We start from the raw sequence: 14869 nt of genomic DNA on the forward strand, positions 1-14869 counted from the left end.
CCGCAGATAACAGCGTGCTGGTGCCTGTAAGCATAGTAAATCCGGGCCAACTTGCTCTTTGGTCGGCCCGGGGGGGGACCTGCGGTTCAGCCGTTGTACGCCAGTTCTTCCAGCTGTTGGGCCAATGCCTGTTCAAGGGTTTGCATGGCCGCCTGAACCTCATTGCGAGCCACTGCGAGATTTGAAAGAGTGGCTTGCTCCAGCGTTTCACAGTGCTTGATCAGGCTATGGGCTCCCACAATGCGGGCGGCGCCCTTGATCCGGTGCGCAATGTCGATAAACCCTTGCACCCCCCCGTCGGCCGGCAGCTCGAGCAGTGCCTTGAGGTCCTGCTGGTTGCTGCGCAACAGTTCCTGCAGCAACAGTTTTGTCCGCGCGGTATCGCGCCCTGAAAGCGAGTAAAGGCATTCGACGTTGAACACTTGGGGGACGGTATGGAGCGACTCCAGCGTGGTCAGGCGCTGACTGAGCAGGGTCAGGCTAATGGGCTTGAACAGGCAGTCATCCATGCCGGCCTCGTGGCAGCGCTGGCGTTCTTCAGGTTGGGCATTGGCTGTGAACCCCAGCACCGTACAAGGGCGTAGATGTGACGCCTTCTCATGGTCGCGTATGGCCCGGGTCAGGTCATAGCCGTTCATGACAGGCATGTTGCAGTCTGCAATGACCAGGTCGAATGCGCCTTCTTTCCAGGTTTTCAAGCCTTCGGCACCGTTATGTTCGGTGGTAAACCTATGCCCTAAAAACCCCAGTTGCTGGCACATCAGCAGGCGGTTGGCGGGATGGTCGTCCACCACCAGCACGTTGAGCTGGCGGGCAGCGGGGTTGATTGCAGGCTCCTGGGTGGCGACGGCCTGACAAGGTGGCAGGGTTGGCATCTTGAGTGTTATTCGAACGAGAGTCCCCACGTTTGGCTGACTGCTGAGTTCAAGCGTGCCGCCCATCATTTCACACAGGCTCCGGCAGATCACCAGCCCCAGCCCCGCGCCACTGAGGGCTAGCTGACCGCTGTTTTCCGCTTGGGCAAAAGGTTCGAACAGGCGTGCCTGGTCGCGTTGGCTGATGCCGATGCCGGTGTCTTTAACGCTCAACTGCAGCTCAATCTGATCGGGGGTGCCGGTCGGCCGTAGGTCCAGTTCCAGCGTCACTTGCCCGCGTTTGGTGAACTTGATTGCATTACTGATCAGGTTGGTCACGATTTGCTTGAAACGAAGCGGGTCTATCAGTACGTCTGGGGCTCTGCTTTCAGGTTTGAAGATCAGTGATAAAGTCAGTTTTTTTTGCCGGGCCAGGCCATCAAAAACCCGGATTACTGAATTGGCCAGGTTGCGCAGGTTGACCCGTTCGGGGCACAGGTTAAGGCGGCCGGATTCGATGCGGGCGATATCGAGAATATCGCCGATCAGCTCCAGAAGATCTTTGGCCGAGTTGTAGGCGACTTCAATGGAAGGCCGGTCAAGATGCCCTTGGTCGGCACGCTTTAAGGTGAGTTCGAGCAAGCCGATCACGGCGTTCATTGGCGTGCGGATTTCATGGCTCATGGTCGCCAAGAAGGTGCTTTTGGCACGATTGGCTTCATCTGCCAGTTCTTTGGCTGCGCGCAGTTCATCCAGGAGCTGGCGGCGCTCACTGATATCAATCCATCCTCCGATAATGCCCTGTACTTCACCCAGCGAATCCCGGTAGGGAAGAATCCAGTGGTAGATGGTGAGCGTTTTGTCGCCGATATTCAGTGGGCGATCAACGATAAGCGGTATGCCTTCGCGCATGACACGCACGTAGTCGGCCTGATAATCATGGGCTTCACACTCATTGTTCAAAAGGCTGCAGGTTTGCATCACTGTTTTGCCTATGATCTCTTCGCGCCTGGCCGAAAAAGCTTCGAGGTAGCTGTTATTGCAGGTTTTGAGAATGCCTTCCCGGTCTCTTACATAAATGGGATGGGGCGAACCATCGACCAGCGCCCGCATGAACTCGAGCTGGTCGTTGAGTGCCCGTTCAGCCAGCTTGCGCTGGCGGATCTGACGCCGCATATAGGCATTCCACACCAGTGAGAGCAGCAGTAAAAGGCTGGTGCCAATGATGACCTGGTAAATCAGGCGGTGATAGTTGCGCCAGTAACTGTCAGAGGCAGGGATGTAGCCACGCCAGCGACTGTTGATGATGCCCAGTTCGTCAGGGGCAATGCTCAACAGGGCCTTGTTGAGGATGGAGCTCAGTTCGGTGGCATCACGTGCCGTGGCGAGCGAAAACGTTGCAGGCTGGGCGCCAATGGTGGCGCTGATCTGCAAGCGGTCCTGGAACAGGTGAGAGTTCAGCATGTAATTGGCAATGACCAGGGTATTGACCGCGCCTTGCACTTTGCCATTGGCCAACAGCTCTGTGGCGCTAAAGATATCCTCGGTTTCGACCAGTTGTATCTGTGGGTATTCAGTGCGCAGGTATTCGGTCAGGGGGCTGCCCTGTACCAGGGCCAGCTTTTTACCGGCCAGTTGTTCAAGACGTTGGGGGGGTTCCGGGCCTTTTGCTGTGAGCAGGACAGATGAGTTCACGAGATAAGGACGGCTGAAGTTAAGGGTTTCTTCCCGGGAAGCAGACGGACTGATGGCGGCTATGATGTCGGTTTCGTGTTTATCGATCATCTGGATCATGGTTTTGAGGCTATGGGCGCGCTGTATCTCGAAACGCAGCCCCGTCCGCAGGCGAACCATCTCCAGCAGGTCGGCAGTTATGCCCCTGAAATTGCCGTTGGCGTTAAAGAACGTCAGTGGTGCCATGACCTCGTTGACCGCTACCTTGACCACTGGGTGCTGGGCCAGCCAGTGTTTTTCACGCTCGGTAAGTTGAAGTTTTTGATCGGACAGCAGAATGTCACTGCCTGCGCTCCAGCGTTTGGCAATGTTCTCTTGCTCACCATAGGGTACGGCGTTGAGTGTGGTGTTGATAATCTTGAGCAGTTGCACGTTGTCACGGCGTACGGCAAAACTGAAACCATTGGCTTCGTGTTTGCTGAAATTGGCCATTTTGATGTTTTTCAGATAGCCCTTGTTGATCATGTAATGGGTTGACAGGGTGTCCCCCAAAAACACATCCGCCTGATCGAAAGCCACTGCATTAATGGCATTTTGATAGGAAGGGTATGATTGGATAATTGCGTTGGGGTAAAGCGCCTTGACCTCATCCTGTGGCAAGTAGTGGTACACCATGCTCAAGCGCAAGCCCGCCAGGCCTTGAGAGAGGGAGCGTGTTTCCCCTTCGCGGGTCACCAGCACGGGCTGGTCGATGGCGTATGGCGTGGACAGCAGCAGGTTCTGGTTGGAAGCTTCAAAGCCGTTTGAAGTGCCGAGCAGGTCAATCCTGCCTTCTTCAAGCGCGGTGATGGCAGCCTCTCTGGAAGCAAAGCGCTGAACCAGAATCGACACATTCAGGGCTTTGGCCAGAATGCCGACATAGTCGGCTGTTAAACCTTCGTAGTCCTGACGGCTGTCGGTCATGTCGAAGGGGGGGTAGTCGGGAGAGGAGGTGCCTACCACGAGTTCGCGTTTTTCCTGGAGCCAATAACGTTGCGCTTTATCCAGCGGCACTTCCATATGATAGGTGCCCGAGCGGCTGAGCAATGAGTAGGTTTCAGTGCGGGGTGTTTCGGCGTGCACTGATGTGTACAGGATTAACCCTGCAAACAGTGATAGATACTTGTTTAACCGCGTGGGCATCCTGTTTCTCACACCAAGGCGTTACGTTTGGCCAGTTCGATAAGATCAACCAGTGAATTGGCTTTTAGTTTTTGCATGAGCCGCTTTTTGTACGTGCTCACAGTTTTATTACTGAGGAACATGCCGGTGGCAATCTCCTTGTTTGTTTTTCCTTGAGCGAACAGCTTAAGTACCATAAGTTCCCGATCGTTGACTAATTTAAAAAGCTCGACTTCGGCAAGGTTACTGTCTTCGCAGTGTTCAGGCATCAATGCCTGGCTTGGAAAGTAATTGTAGCCAGAAAAGACAGCTTTTATTGCACTGACAAGTTCACTCAAGTCTTCTTGTTTGCACACATACCCCGCCGCGCCGGATTGCATGCAACGCATGGCGAAAAGCCTAGGAGACTGGGCTGTGAGGACCAGGGTTTTAAGGTTTGAATTCAATGCATTGAAGCGGGAAAGCACTTCCAAGCCGTCCAGTTTTGGAATGCTGATATCGAGAATTATCAGGTCCGGGACGCACTCGCGGATCATCTGCATTGCATCTACGCCATTGTCGGTTTCGCCGACTATTTCATAACCTTCATGCTCTAACAACATGCGAATTGCCAATCGGATAACCGGATGATCGTCAACAATGAAAACGGTATTCATATTGCTTCCCCATAAAGTGTTGTATAGAAAGCGGGCACCTTAGCTCAGATATAAGAGTGGGGGCACGAATCGAATGGCTCGCAAGCGTAGTATGGGAAAATTCCTACGATAATTAAGGCTTGGACTCACTAATTGTTTAGGGTGGTTGAGGGTTTTGGTTGTTTATTAAGTCAGATTTATGGTCTGGTATTTTGTATGTGTATATATTTTCTTGTGGATGTAAGAATAGTCCTACAGTAATCTTTATATTCTCTACAGGATGTTAATTTATATGGTGCTGGTCTTTTAAATAATGGTTGCCCACCCGTTTTTACCGGGTGGGCAACAGTTATCAAGCCGGGCTGGAGCGACCTGTCATTTCCCTTGCCATGTCAGTGGCGTAGTTGTCGGTCATGCCGGCGATAAAGTCGATTATGCGCATGTACGAGCGATGTAATGACCCGTTTGGATCAGGGGCGTTATTGCCCAGCAAGTCGAGGATGCGCCGATTTTTGAACGATGGTGCCCGCCCGCCATGCTGCTCCAGTGCTGCGCCACAAAAGGCATTGAGCAGGATTTCCAGTGTGGTGTAAGCGCCGATTTCATGCAGGGTTTTGCGTTTGTCCTGGAAGATTTTTTTGCGTGCCATGTCTTTGGCGTCCAGGACGCAGCGCTTGGCCGGGCCATGCATGTGTTCGACCAGATCCCCCGGCAGGGTGCCAGCCAACAGGGCTTCCTGTTGTTCGACAAAGGCACGGGCAGCCGCGTTGGTCAGGTGCTCGATGGCCTTGCCGCGCAGGATCGCCAGCTTGCGTCGCTCAGAGTCCCTGGGCCCCAGTTGGCGATAGGTCTGGGGCAAGTCATCGCCGACCAGCCCCAATAGCAGCGACTCGACTTCGCTGTACTGCAGCAGGTCCATCTCCAGGCCATCCTCAAGGTCGATCAGCCCGTAGCAAATGTCATCGGCTGCCTCCATCAGGTACACCAGGGGGTGACGTGCCCAGCGCTGGTCTTCAATCTGAGGCAGGCCCAGCTTGTGGGCGATGCTTTCGAGCAGGTGCAGCTCGCTCTGGTAGCACCCGAACTTGTGCTTTTTATACCCCAGCGAGTCGGCATGGCGGGCAGTCCAAGGGTATTTGAGGAAAGTACCCAGGGTGGCATGGGTCAGGCGCGTCCCGCCATCGAACTGGTGATATTCGAGTTGCGTCAGCACCCGGAAACCCTGCGCGTTCCCTTCAAAATTCAAGAAGTCATTGCGCTCGGCATCACTCATGTCGTCCAGCCAGCCACGCTCGGCGGCTTGCCCGAACCAGTTACGAATGGCGTCTTCCCCGGAATGACCGAAGGGCGGATTGCCAATGTCATGGGCCAGACAGGCGGACTGCACCACCATGCCCAGATCGGCGGGGTCACACCATAGTGGCAAGGCACTGCGGATCGTTTCGCCCACGCGCATGCCCAGCGAGCGACCGACGCAGCTGACTTCAAGCGAGTGGGTGAGCCGGGTGTGGATGTGGTCGTTGCTGTTGACCGGATGGACTTGGGTCTTGCGACCCAGACGGCGAAATGCGCCCGAAAAGATAATCCGGTCGTGGTCTTTGTGGAAAGGGCTGCGCCCGAGTTCTTCCGGGCTGTGGTGAGGCTTGCCGAGGCGTTCGCGATTAAGCAGGGTTTGCCAATCCAAGGCGTTGTGCTCCGTAAATGACTGATGAGCCCAGCTTCTCGCTTCAGACAGGATGGCGCAAGGGGGTGGCCTGTGCAGGAGCCGGGCGGGCCCGCGATGGCGTGCATCGCGAACAGGCCCGGAGCCTGCAAGTACCGGATTTCAAGGCTTTCGCGAAGTGGCCTGGATGACCATTTTGATCAGTGGCAACAGACCTGTGGTCAAGCCGATCCAGCGCGATGTCCCGTCGCCCCCTTTGCTTTTTGCGCTTCTGCCCGTCAGAAAACCGAGCAGGGACACAATCCCGACGCCCCAAAGAGGCGCGTGTTTGATGCCCAGGTTTTCTTGCCAGTTGCTGGTCATTCCGCGCATTTTTTGCAGCGGTTGCAGCAGCTGTTGTGATTCGTGACGAATCTCCTGGCGGTGCATTTCCATGCGTAAACGAATCAACGTTTTGCGCAGTTCCTGGCGTGAGGCGTTTTTTGGCATTTCAGGCAGGTTCATGGCAGCAAACGCTCGCGGTCTTTGGCCAGCTCTTCGAGCGTGGCGTTGAAAGGAGAGGACTCATCGAACACCGCAGCTTTAAGGCGCAGCCCGCAGAAAACAGCGGCCAGCGTATAAAACAGGCAAAGCCCGAGGATGCCGCTCAGGCGGTAACTGTCCCAGAGCAAAATCATCACCAGCGCCGATAGCCCGATCAGCAGCAACAGCCCGAACACCAGTGCCAACCCGGCAAACAACAACAGGCTGACCGTGCGCGCCTTCTGCTCTTGCAATTCGATGCCCAGCAGTTCGACATGGCTGTGCAACAGACCCAGGAACGCGGCACCCAGGCGCCGCGGTGAAGAACGGGGGGAACCGGATTCGTCTGTCATATCAGCGCCGAGTTGCCAGCAGGCCAATCAAAAAACCCACGCCAGCCGCGATACCCACGGACTGCCAAGGATTTGCCTGAACGTAATCTTCAGTAGCCACCACGGCGGCCTGGCCACGGTCCTGCAAAGTGCCCTTGGTTTCTTCCAGTGTTTCACGGGCTTTAAACAGGCTGTCCTTGATCTGGGCGCGCAGCTCCTCAACCTGATCACCGGCCAGCGAGGCGGTGTGCTCCAGCAACCTTTCGGTGTCGAGCACCAGAGCCTGGAAATCGGCCATCAGTATTTCTTGAGCATTCTTTGCTGTTTTGCGGGCCATGATTAACTCCGTTAGTGGCTTGTTGAAGGTTCGAGTGTAGGCCTTCGGCGAAGGTTCACTCAGATTCTGTGACATCGTTTGGGTAGGTTGGCTACAGGTCTCAGAGGTGTCTGTAGCCAACAGGTGTAAAACCTTACCTTAAATCAATCATTTTCGCGGGGGGTTGGTGCATCACGCGGGTCTTCCGTTTCAAAGCAGCCTTCGAGCAAGTGATAGCGATCATGGCGCACTTCATCCACCCGTCGTTGCACGACTTTGTCTGGCAGCCCAAGCATGATCAACGCGTGGGAAGCGAGCATAAGGCTCGACTCCAGCAGTTCGGGCACCACTTCAGTCGCCCCCGCAGCCTTGAGCTCTGCGAGCTGGCTGTCATCGCGGGTTCTGACCAGGACGGGAACCTCGATGGTGATCAGGCGTGCCTCTTCGAGCACCCGCATGGCAACCTCGGTGTTGTCTACGGCAATCACCAGCAGTCGCGCACGATCCAGGCCGACGGCGCGCAGCAAATCACCACGGCGGGCGTCACCGTAATGCACGTTCTTCTCCTCTGTTGAAGCTTCCTGGATGCGGTCGGGGTCGCAGTCCAGGGCGACAAACTCTATGTTCTCACTGCGCAGGAAACGGCCGATGGACTGACCGACGCGGCCATAGCCGCACATCACCACATGGCCGTGCAGCTCGGCATTTTGTACGGTGATTTCTTCCAGTTCGGCCTCTTCATATGACTGGCGGTGCAAGCTGGCGGCGATTTTCGGTGCGGCCCTCAACAGCAGCGGTGTCAGCACCATCGAGCAGAAGGTGGCCGCCAGCAGGTAGCCAGCCATTTCAGGCGGGATCAACGAGTTGAGTTGCATTTGCGCCATCAGGGCAAAGCAGAACTCGCCGCCCTGAGCCAGGGCCAGGCCGCTGCGCCAGGCGGTTTCACCGTCGCTGCCGCGCAGTTTGACCAGGAGCGCGACGATGGCGCCCTTGATCAGCATCAGGGCCAGGGTCAGGCCCAGAATCAGGAAGCCGTCGTGAACGAACAGTTGGAGGTCAATCAGCATGCCGATGCTGACGAAGAACAGGCCCAGCAGGATGTCCCGGAATGGCCGGATATCGGCCTCGATCTGATGCCGGTAGTGGCTTTCACCCAGTAGCATCCCCGCCAAAAAGGCGCCCAGCGCGGGCGACAAGCCGAGCAGGTGAGTAAGCCAGGCGGTGAGCAGTACGATCACCAGGGCCAGCAGGACGAACAGCTCGGCGGAGCGTGACGCGGCCACTTCGTGGAACAGGCGAGGCAGCAGGAAGCGGCTGGCAAGCAGCAGCCCGAAAAATAGAATGACCGTCTTGCCCAAGGTAATCGGCAAGGCCCAATACCAGGCCTGATCGCTGCTGCCTGCGAATACGGGCACCAGGGTGAGCAACAGCACCGCGACGACGTCCTGGAACAGCAACACCCCGATTGCGTTCTGGCCGTGGCGACTGAAGATCTCACCCAGGCTGGTGAGTTCCTTGCTGACGATCGCGGTGGACGACAGGGCAAGCCCGGCACCGAGCAAGAATGCGCCGTTGACGCTCATCCCGAATGCATACAGCAAGCCGCCCAGTGCGGCGCCACAGCACAGCACCTGCAGGCTCCCTAGGCCAAACACCACCCGGCGCAGCTTGAGCATCTTGGGCAGCGAGAATTCCAGCCCCAGGGAAAACAGCAAGAACACGACCCCCAGTTCCGCCAGGTCAGGCAGGTTCGGGCTGTCATTGATCCAGTCCAGGGCGGTTGGGCCCACCAGCAGGCCGACACACAAGTAGCCCAGCACCGGCGGTAATTTCAGGCGCCGAAACAGAGCGATTACCACCAATGACGAGGCAAGGATGATTAACAGATTGGCAAACACAAAAGTCTTCCTGGTCAGATCACGTGAAAAAGTCGCGAGCATCCGGCATTTGTGAGGCGCGGTCGCTGATGTGGGTCAAGCGTAGTCGCAAGCAGCGCAATAGAGCGATTGTATTCGGGTTTGCTCAATTGACTGGCGGTGCCTGCTGCGGGTCGACGTCACGGGGCAAGGCTCTTAAGATGAACACTTTATTACTTAGGTCATTAATCATGCCTCCCGAATGTCAACTGTTCGGCACCTTGGGTTGCCACCTGTGTGAACTGGCCGAGGCGATTCTGATGCCTCTGGTCGAGCATGGGCTGATGGTTGAGCTGGTCGATATTGCCGACAGCGAATCGATGTTTGAAACCTACGGTTTACGTATTCCTGCACTGCGCCGCGTCGATACGGGCGCGGAACTGGACTGGCCGTTTGATACTGAGCAGGTGGTGAACTTTCTCGGATAAACCCCAGGCCTTTGCGCGATAATCGCCGGCTGCCTTTATCGCCCGAGTTCTCTATGTCGACCCAGCCTTTCAACGCCGCCGAGCATCAAGCCAGCACTTTGTACCTGCCGCCGGGTACGTGGCTGACGGTGCTCGATTGTCTGTGTGAGCACTTTCGCGCCATCAGCCGCGAACAGTGGCTCGACCGTATCGCCCGTGGTCGGGTGCTGGACGCCAATGGCGCGCCGATCAGCCTGCAGTTGGCGTACAAGGAAGGCCTGCGCATTCACTACTTTCGTGAAGTGCCCAACGAAACGCCGATCCCGGTGCAGGAGACCATCCTGTATGCGGATGAGCATTTGGTGGTGGCGGACAAGCCGCACTTCCTGCCTGTGACCCCGGCGGGAGAGTACGTTGAGCAAACGCTGTTGCGGCGCTTGATCCGGACCCTGGATAACCCGCACCTGGTGCCCCTGCACAGGATCGATCGCCACACGGCAGGCCTGGTGCTGTTCTCTGCCAACCCGGACAGTCGTTCCGCGTATCAGTCGTTATTCCCTACGCGAAAAATCGACAAATGCTACGAAGCCATCGCTCGGGCCTTGCCGGATCTGGAGCTGCCGCGGGTGCACAAAAGCCGTTTGGTGGAGGGCGAACCGTTTTTCCGCATGCAAGAAGGACCGGGGGCCAGCAACACTGAAACCCTGGTGGATGTGAGTGAGAAAAACGGTGAGCTGTGGCGCTATGCGCTGTACCCCGTGACCGGCAAAAAACATCAGCTGCGGGTCCACATGGCGGCACTGGGGGCGGGAATTTGCAATGACCCGTTCTACCCCGACGTGATCAAGGACGCCGTCGATGACTATGCCAACCCGCTAAAACTGCTGGCCCGCAGCTTGCGCTTTGTCGACCCGCTGAGTGGCGAAGAGCGGTACTTTGAAAGCCGGATTCACCTGGACTGGTGAGCGCATAAACAACAAAACCCGCGCAAGGCGGGTTTTGTTTTGACGCATGAAAAGAGGCTTACAGCTCTTTAACGGTACGAATCTGGTCTTTGTTGATACGGGTATCTTTGCCATCCAATTGTTTGAACTGGTAGAAGCCCGAAGCGTCATCGTACTTGGGTGAGTCGACTGTCTGGATTTCACGGCCGTCGTTGAGTGTGATCACGGATGGCGACGCGCAACCGGCAAGGGCGGCCAGGCCAGCAGCGAGCATTAGGGCTGCGAGAGTCCGATGAGTCATGGTGTTTCTCCAACAAATGAATGTGCTTTTATTGATTACTGTCCCTGAGACGTATACATCGCCCGCAAGTTCCATGGCTAGTGCCTCGGTGGGGCAGGGGCAGATTATTTCAGGAAGTCCGCGGTATTGAAATTGGTCAGTCGCGGGTCATTTTCGGCGCATTGCCAGGCCCGTGCATTGAGCTGGAGCATGATCTTGCGCGGGCTACGCTCGCCCGCCTGCCAAGCCGCCTCGAATGCCGGGGCCAGGGCGGTCGGGATCACGCACAGGAGCGGTTCCCAATGCTCGCCATGGCGCACCATCACCGGTTGCCCGGGGTGTTCGCGGGCGGTGCCAAGCAGGGCGTCGAGCAAGTTGCTGTCGATATTGGGCACATCACAGGGCAACACCAGCAGGTGAGAATGCCGGGCTGCCGCCAGCCCCGCGCGGATGCCCGCCACAGGCCCGTCAAAATCTTCATTGCCATCACTGACCAGCCGGTCGGCATAGCGTGCGTAGTGTTCGCGGTTGCGATTGCACGAAATGATCAGGTCATCTGTCAGGGGGCGCACAACGCGCTGTGCGAACGCTATCAGCGGCTGGCCCTGCCATAACACCAGACCTTTGTCCTGACCGCCCATGCGCTGACCGCGACCACCCGCCAGCAGCAAAACGGAACATTGAAACACGCTCATGGGTGGGCTCCGTGCAACCAGCTAAAAGAAGGGCTGTGATATAACACCGGGCTGTTTCTTCGACAACTGGACCTCGTCTATGAAAGCCAAGGTTGATGCCCCTTTCGTACCTTTGAACATCGCTGTTTTGACCGTCAGTGACACCCGCACCCTGGAAACCGACACCTCGGGCCAGGTCTTTGTCGACCGCCTGAATGTTGCCGGGCACAACCTGGCCGCACGGGTGCTGCTCAAGGATGACCTCTACAAGATCCGCGCCCAGGTCGCGAACTGGATTGCCGATGACGAAGTTCAAGTGGTGCTGATTACCGGTGGCACCGGGTTTACAGCGCGCGACAGCACGCCTGAAGCCGTGAGTTGCTTGCTGGATAAACAGGTGGATGGTTTTGGCGAGCTGTTCCGTCAAATCTCGGTGGCCGATATTGGCACTTCGACCGTGCAGTCCCGGGCCCTGGCCGGTTTGGCCAACGGTACGCTGGTGTGCTGCCTGCCGGGTTCGACCAACGCAGTTCGTACCGGCTGGGACGGGATTTTGGCCGAGCAGCTGGATTCGCGTCATCGGCCGTGCAATTTTGTCGCCCATCTGAAGCAGGTAGCGGCCTGTGAATCCCGTGGGTAAGCCGGGTCGTACGGGCGAGTTGATGCCGGTTGAAGTGGCGTTGGCGCGACTGCTGGCGCTTGCTGAAGCTGCGCCGATCCAGGGCACCGAATCGGTGCTCCTGGCCGCGAGTGAAGGCCGGGTGCTGGCCCATGACCTGGTTTCTGGTCTTGACCTGCCGCCATGGCCCAACAGTGCCATGGACGGCTATGCGCTGAATGTGGCCGACTGGTCAGGCGAGCCGTTAACGGTCAGCCAGCGCATTTTTGCTGGCACCGCCCCCGAGCCTTTGGCTCCAGGGACCTGCGCCCGGATCTTCACCGGCGCGCCGGTGCCGGCGGGTGCGGACTGCGTCGAGATGCAGGAAAACGCCCAGGTACAGGCTGACGGTCGAATCATCTTTACCGAAGCCTTGCATGCAGGTCAGAACATTCGGCCTCAAGGGCAGGAAACCACAGTTGGCGAAGTTGTCCTGCCGGCGGGTACCCGCTTGGGGCCGATCGAGCAGGGGCTGGCAGCCTCCTTGGGGTGCGCCGGGCTGCAAGTGGTTCGGCGGGTCAAGGTTGCGGTGTTGTCGACGGGCGACGAGTTGGTCGAGCCCGGGCAGCCGCTGGGACCGGGGCAAATCTACAACAGCAACCGCGTGTTGCTTTGCAGTTGGCTGACCCGTATGGGTTGCGAGGTTGTGGACGCGGGTATTTTGCCCGACGACTTGCCTGCGACCCGTCAGCGCCTGGGAGAGCTGGGGGAGGTTGATCTGATTTTGTCCACGGGTGGCGTGTCGGTGGGCGAGGCGGATTTTCTGGGCATTGCGTTGCGCGAAGAAGGCGAGCTGGCCTTGTGGAAGCTGGCAATCAAGCCGGGCAAACCCCTGACCTGCGGCCATTTTCGTGGCGTGCCGGTGATCGGCTTGCCGGGCAATCCGGCGTCGACCCTGGTGACTTTCGCGCTGCTGGCACGACCTTACCTGCTGCGCCTTCAGGGCGTTCAAACCGTCGAGCCGCTGAAATTCCAGGTGCCGGCCGGGTTCGTCTGGCCCAAGCCGGGCAATCGCCGAGAATACCTGCGCGCCCGGCTGGAACAGGGCCGTGCAGTGATTTACAAAAACCAGAGCTCGGGTGTCTTGCGCAGCGCGGCCTGGGCAGAAGGGCTGGTGGAAGTGCTCGAGGAGCGCACGCTGGCTGAAGGCGACTGGGTGGGGTTTATCCCGTTGAGTGAAGTGCTGGGCTGATTCTCACCTGCTGTGTCCGCTCCGAAGGCAGCGGCTACAGACTTTGAATCAGTCAGTGATCGGCGCCCGGCCATAGATGTCGGTCAGGCGCACGATATCGTCTTCACCCACGTACTCGCCGCTTTGCACTTCAATCATCACCAGATCAACCTGCCCGGCGTTGCTCAGGCGGTGGGGGCTGCCGGGTTTAATAAAGGTGGACTCGTTGGTGGCGAGAGCGAAATCGAGCTCGCCATTGGTCACTTGCGCCGTACCGCTGACCACGATCCAGTGTTCGCTGCGGTGCTGGTGAACCTGCAAGGACAGCGCGGCCTCAGGCTTGACCACGATGCGCTTGATTTTGAACCCCGGGCCTTCTTCGAGCACGGTGTAAGTACCCCACGGGCGCGTCACGGTACGGTGCAAGCGATAAGCGTCGTGGCCCTGGCGCTTGAGCGCCTCGGCGATATGCCTGACGTCCTGGCTGCGCCTGGCGTCGGCCACGAGCAGGGCGTCCGCCGTGTCGATAATGATCAGGTCATTGAGGCCTACCCCGCCCACCAGACGTTTAGGCGAGTCGATGTAGCAGTTATGCACGTCGTACAGCACATTTTCGCCGTTGCACTGGTTGCCATTGGCGTCTGCCGGGCTCAACTGGCGTACTGCCTCCCATGAGCCAATATCGCTCCAGCCCAACTGACAGGGCACCACGGCGACCTTCTGCGAGTGCTCCATCAGCGCGTAATCGATGGAGATATCGGGTACCTGGGCAAAGCGCTGGCTGTCCAGCTCGAGATGACGCTGCTGCTTGCCTTCAAACGCCTGGCTGTGTTCAAGGCAGTGGATCACGGCATCCAGAACCTGGGGGGCATGGGTTTTGAATTCGGCCAGCACACTGTCGGCACGCATGCAGAACATGCCGCTGTTCCACAGGTGCCGGCCACCGTCCAGGTAGTGCCGGGCCGTTTGGGTGTCGGGCTTTTCCACGAACTGCGCGACGGTAAACCCGTTACTGCCTAGCGCCTGGCCTTTTTCGATGTAGCCAAAACCGGTTTCAGCCCGGGTTGGCAGAAGACCGAAGGTCACCAGCCAGCCCTGGTCCGCCAGTCGCCGGGCGCTGTCCACGGCGCTGGCGAAGGCTGCAATGTCGGTAATCAGGTGATCGGCGGGCAGTACCAGCAGGTGCGCGTCCTCGCCATAACGTCGAGCTACGTGCAAAGCGGCAGCGGCTATGGCTGGTGCGGTGTTGCGACCGAAGGGTTCAAGAATGAAGTCCAGCTCGACCGCGCAGCTGTTCATCGGACGGTACTCGTCCAGCGTGCGGAAAAACACGTCACGATTGGTCACGGTCAGCAGCTGGCCGACGTCCTCCAGGCCAATGGCTCGGCGAAAGGTCTTTTGCAGCAGGCTCTCGCCATCGGGCAGGCACATAAATGGCTTGGGCAGGGCCTCACGCGACACTGGCCATAGCCGGGTGCCAGCGCCACCGGCGATGATGCAGGGAACGAGTGTGCTCATTCAGAACGTCTCTAGAATCAATGGACAGCTGTCAGGTGCTTAAGTCTGACGGGTTCTGCGGCTTTGATCGAGTCGTGAACGTTAAATCACAGGCGGATGGGCCTTTCTTGTCTGGCTGTTGTCCAAGCCATCAGACCGTATATG

The 14869-nt window shown here is 57.8% G+C and carries 14 protein-coding genes; 4 read left to right on the forward strand and 10 right to left on the reverse strand.

Annotation, left to right across the window (positions count from 1 at the left end):
- Positions 1-86: 86 nt before the first annotated feature.
- From BLW11_RS10795 to BLW11_RS10825, 7 genes are all read right to left on the reverse strand, one after another.
- Positions 87-3710, reverse strand: coding sequence for a transporter substrate-binding domain-containing protein (locus BLW11_RS10795; RefSeq protein WP_048358735.1), 3624 nt, complete (start codon positions 3708-3710; stop codon positions 87-89).
- A gap of 8 nt (positions 3711-3718) precedes the next feature.
- Positions 3719-4345, reverse strand: a complete 627-nt coding sequence (locus BLW11_RS10800; RefSeq protein WP_048358734.1) for a response regulator transcription factor — start codon at positions 4343-4345, stop codon at positions 3719-3721.
- Between the two features lie 331 nt (positions 4346-4676).
- Entirely contained in the window at positions 4677-6008 is a 1332-nt protein-coding gene (locus BLW11_RS10805) for a deoxyguanosinetriphosphate triphosphohydrolase (protein ID WP_048358733.1), read from the reverse strand.
- Between the two features lie 141 nt (positions 6009-6149).
- A complete protein-coding gene (locus BLW11_RS10810; protein ID WP_048358732.1) occupies positions 6150-6491 on the reverse strand; it encodes a hypothetical protein in 342 nt (113 codons plus the stop codon).
- On the reverse strand, positions 6488-6862 hold the full coding sequence (locus BLW11_RS10815) for a phage holin family protein (RefSeq protein WP_048358731.1): 375 nt from the start codon (positions 6860-6862) through the stop codon (positions 6488-6490). Before BLW11_RS10815 ends, BLW11_RS10810 begins: the two co-directional genes overlap by 4 nt.
- Position 6863: 1 nt before the next feature.
- A complete protein-coding gene (locus BLW11_RS10820) occupies positions 6864-7178 on the reverse strand; it encodes an ElaB/YgaM/YqjD family protein (RefSeq protein WP_048358730.1) in 315 nt (104 codons plus the stop codon).
- A gap of 143 nt (positions 7179-7321) precedes the next feature.
- A complete protein-coding gene (locus BLW11_RS10825) occupies positions 7322-9055 on the reverse strand; it encodes a cation:proton antiporter (RefSeq protein WP_048358729.1) in 1734 nt (577 codons plus the stop codon).
- Positions 9056-9264: 209 nt separating this feature from the next.
- Between BLW11_RS10825 and BLW11_RS10830 the strand changes: the two genes are divergently transcribed.
- Both BLW11_RS10830 and BLW11_RS10835 read left to right on the forward strand, forming a co-directional pair.
- On the forward strand, positions 9265-9501 hold the full coding sequence (locus BLW11_RS10830) for a glutaredoxin family protein (protein ID WP_048358728.1): 237 nt from the start codon (positions 9265-9267) through the stop codon (positions 9499-9501).
- A gap of 53 nt (positions 9502-9554) precedes the next feature.
- Positions 9555-10445, forward strand: coding sequence for a pseudouridine synthase (locus BLW11_RS10835; RefSeq protein ID WP_048358727.1), 891 nt, complete (start codon positions 9555-9557; stop codon positions 10443-10445).
- Positions 10446-10503: 58 nt separating this feature from the next.
- On the opposite strand, the gene BLW11_RS10840 is transcribed toward BLW11_RS10835, so the two are convergent.
- Positions 10504-10725: a YgdI/YgdR family lipoprotein gene (locus BLW11_RS10840; protein ID WP_048358726.1), complete on the reverse strand. Its 222-nt coding sequence runs from the start codon at positions 10723-10725 to the stop codon at positions 10504-10506.
- A 104-nt stretch (positions 10726-10829) separates the two neighbouring features.
- Positions 10830-11399, reverse strand: a complete 570-nt coding sequence (gene mobA / locus BLW11_RS10845; protein ID WP_048358725.1) for a molybdenum cofactor guanylyltransferase MobA — start codon at positions 11397-11399, stop codon at positions 10830-10832.
- 79 nt (positions 11400-11478) lie between these two features.
- On the opposite strand from mobA, the gene moaB reads away from it, so the two are divergent.
- Positions 11479-12018, forward strand: coding sequence for a molybdenum cofactor biosynthesis protein B (gene moaB / locus BLW11_RS10850; protein WP_048358724.1), 540 nt, complete (start codon positions 11479-11481; stop codon positions 12016-12018).
- Positions 12002-13228, forward strand: coding sequence for a molybdopterin molybdotransferase MoeA (locus BLW11_RS10855; RefSeq protein WP_048358723.1), 1227 nt, complete (start codon positions 12002-12004; stop codon positions 13226-13228). The genes moaB and BLW11_RS10855 overlap by 17 nt, the downstream gene beginning before the upstream one ends.
- 48 nt (positions 13229-13276) lie before the next feature.
- Here BLW11_RS10855 and BLW11_RS10860 read toward each other — a convergent pair whose 3' ends face one another.
- The gene (locus BLW11_RS10860) at positions 13277-14725 is read right to left on the reverse strand and encodes a mannose-1-phosphate guanylyltransferase/mannose-6-phosphate isomerase (RefSeq protein WP_048358722.1); all 1449 of its coding nucleotides are present in this window, start codon (positions 14723-14725) and stop codon (positions 13277-13279) included.
- Positions 14726-14869: the final 144 nt, after the last annotated feature.

This window comes from Pseudomonas deceptionensis, from assembly GCF_900106095.1.
Taxonomy (GTDB): Bacteria; Pseudomonadota; Gammaproteobacteria; order Pseudomonadales; family Pseudomonadaceae; genus Aquipseudomonas; species Aquipseudomonas deceptionensis.

Coding starts and splice junctions, on each gene's coding strand:
- BLW11_RS10830 (WP_048358728.1), top strand. CDS start 9,265: ATGCCTCCCGAATGTCAACTGTTCGGCACCTTGGGTTGCCACCTGTGT.
- BLW11_RS10815 (WP_048358731.1), bottom strand. CDS start 6,862: ATGACAGACGAATCCGGTTCCCCCCGTTCTTCACCGCGGCGCCTGGGT.
- BLW11_RS10820 (WP_048358730.1), bottom strand. CDS start 7,178: ATGGCCCGCAAAACAGCAAAGAATGCTCAAGAAATACTGATGGCCGAT.
- BLW11_RS10800 (WP_048358734.1), bottom strand. CDS start 4,345: ATGAATACCGTTTTCATTGTTGACGATCATCCGGTTATCCGATTGGCA.
- BLW11_RS10835 (WP_048358727.1), top strand. CDS start 9,555: ATGTCGACCCAGCCTTTCAACGCCGCCGAGCATCAAGCCAGCACTTTG.
- moaB (WP_048358724.1), top strand. CDS start 11,479: ATGAAAGCCAAGGTTGATGCCCCTTTCGTACCTTTGAACATCGCTGTT.
- BLW11_RS10840 (WP_048358726.1), bottom strand. CDS start 10,725: ATGACTCATCGGACTCTCGCAGCCCTAATGCTCGCTGCTGGCCTGGCC.
- BLW11_RS10860 (WP_048358722.1), bottom strand. CDS start 14,725: ATGAGCACACTCGTTCCCTGCATCATCGCCGGTGGCGCTGGCACCCGG.
- BLW11_RS10810 (WP_048358732.1), bottom strand. CDS start 6,491: ATGAACCTGCCTGAAATGCCAAAAAACGCCTCACGCCAGGAACTGCGC.
- BLW11_RS10795 (WP_048358735.1), bottom strand. CDS start 3,710: ATGCCCACGCGGTTAAACAAGTATCTATCACTGTTTGCAGGGTTAATC.
- mobA (WP_048358725.1), bottom strand. CDS start 11,399: ATGAGCGTGTTTCAATGTTCCGTTTTGCTGCTGGCGGGTGGTCGCGGT.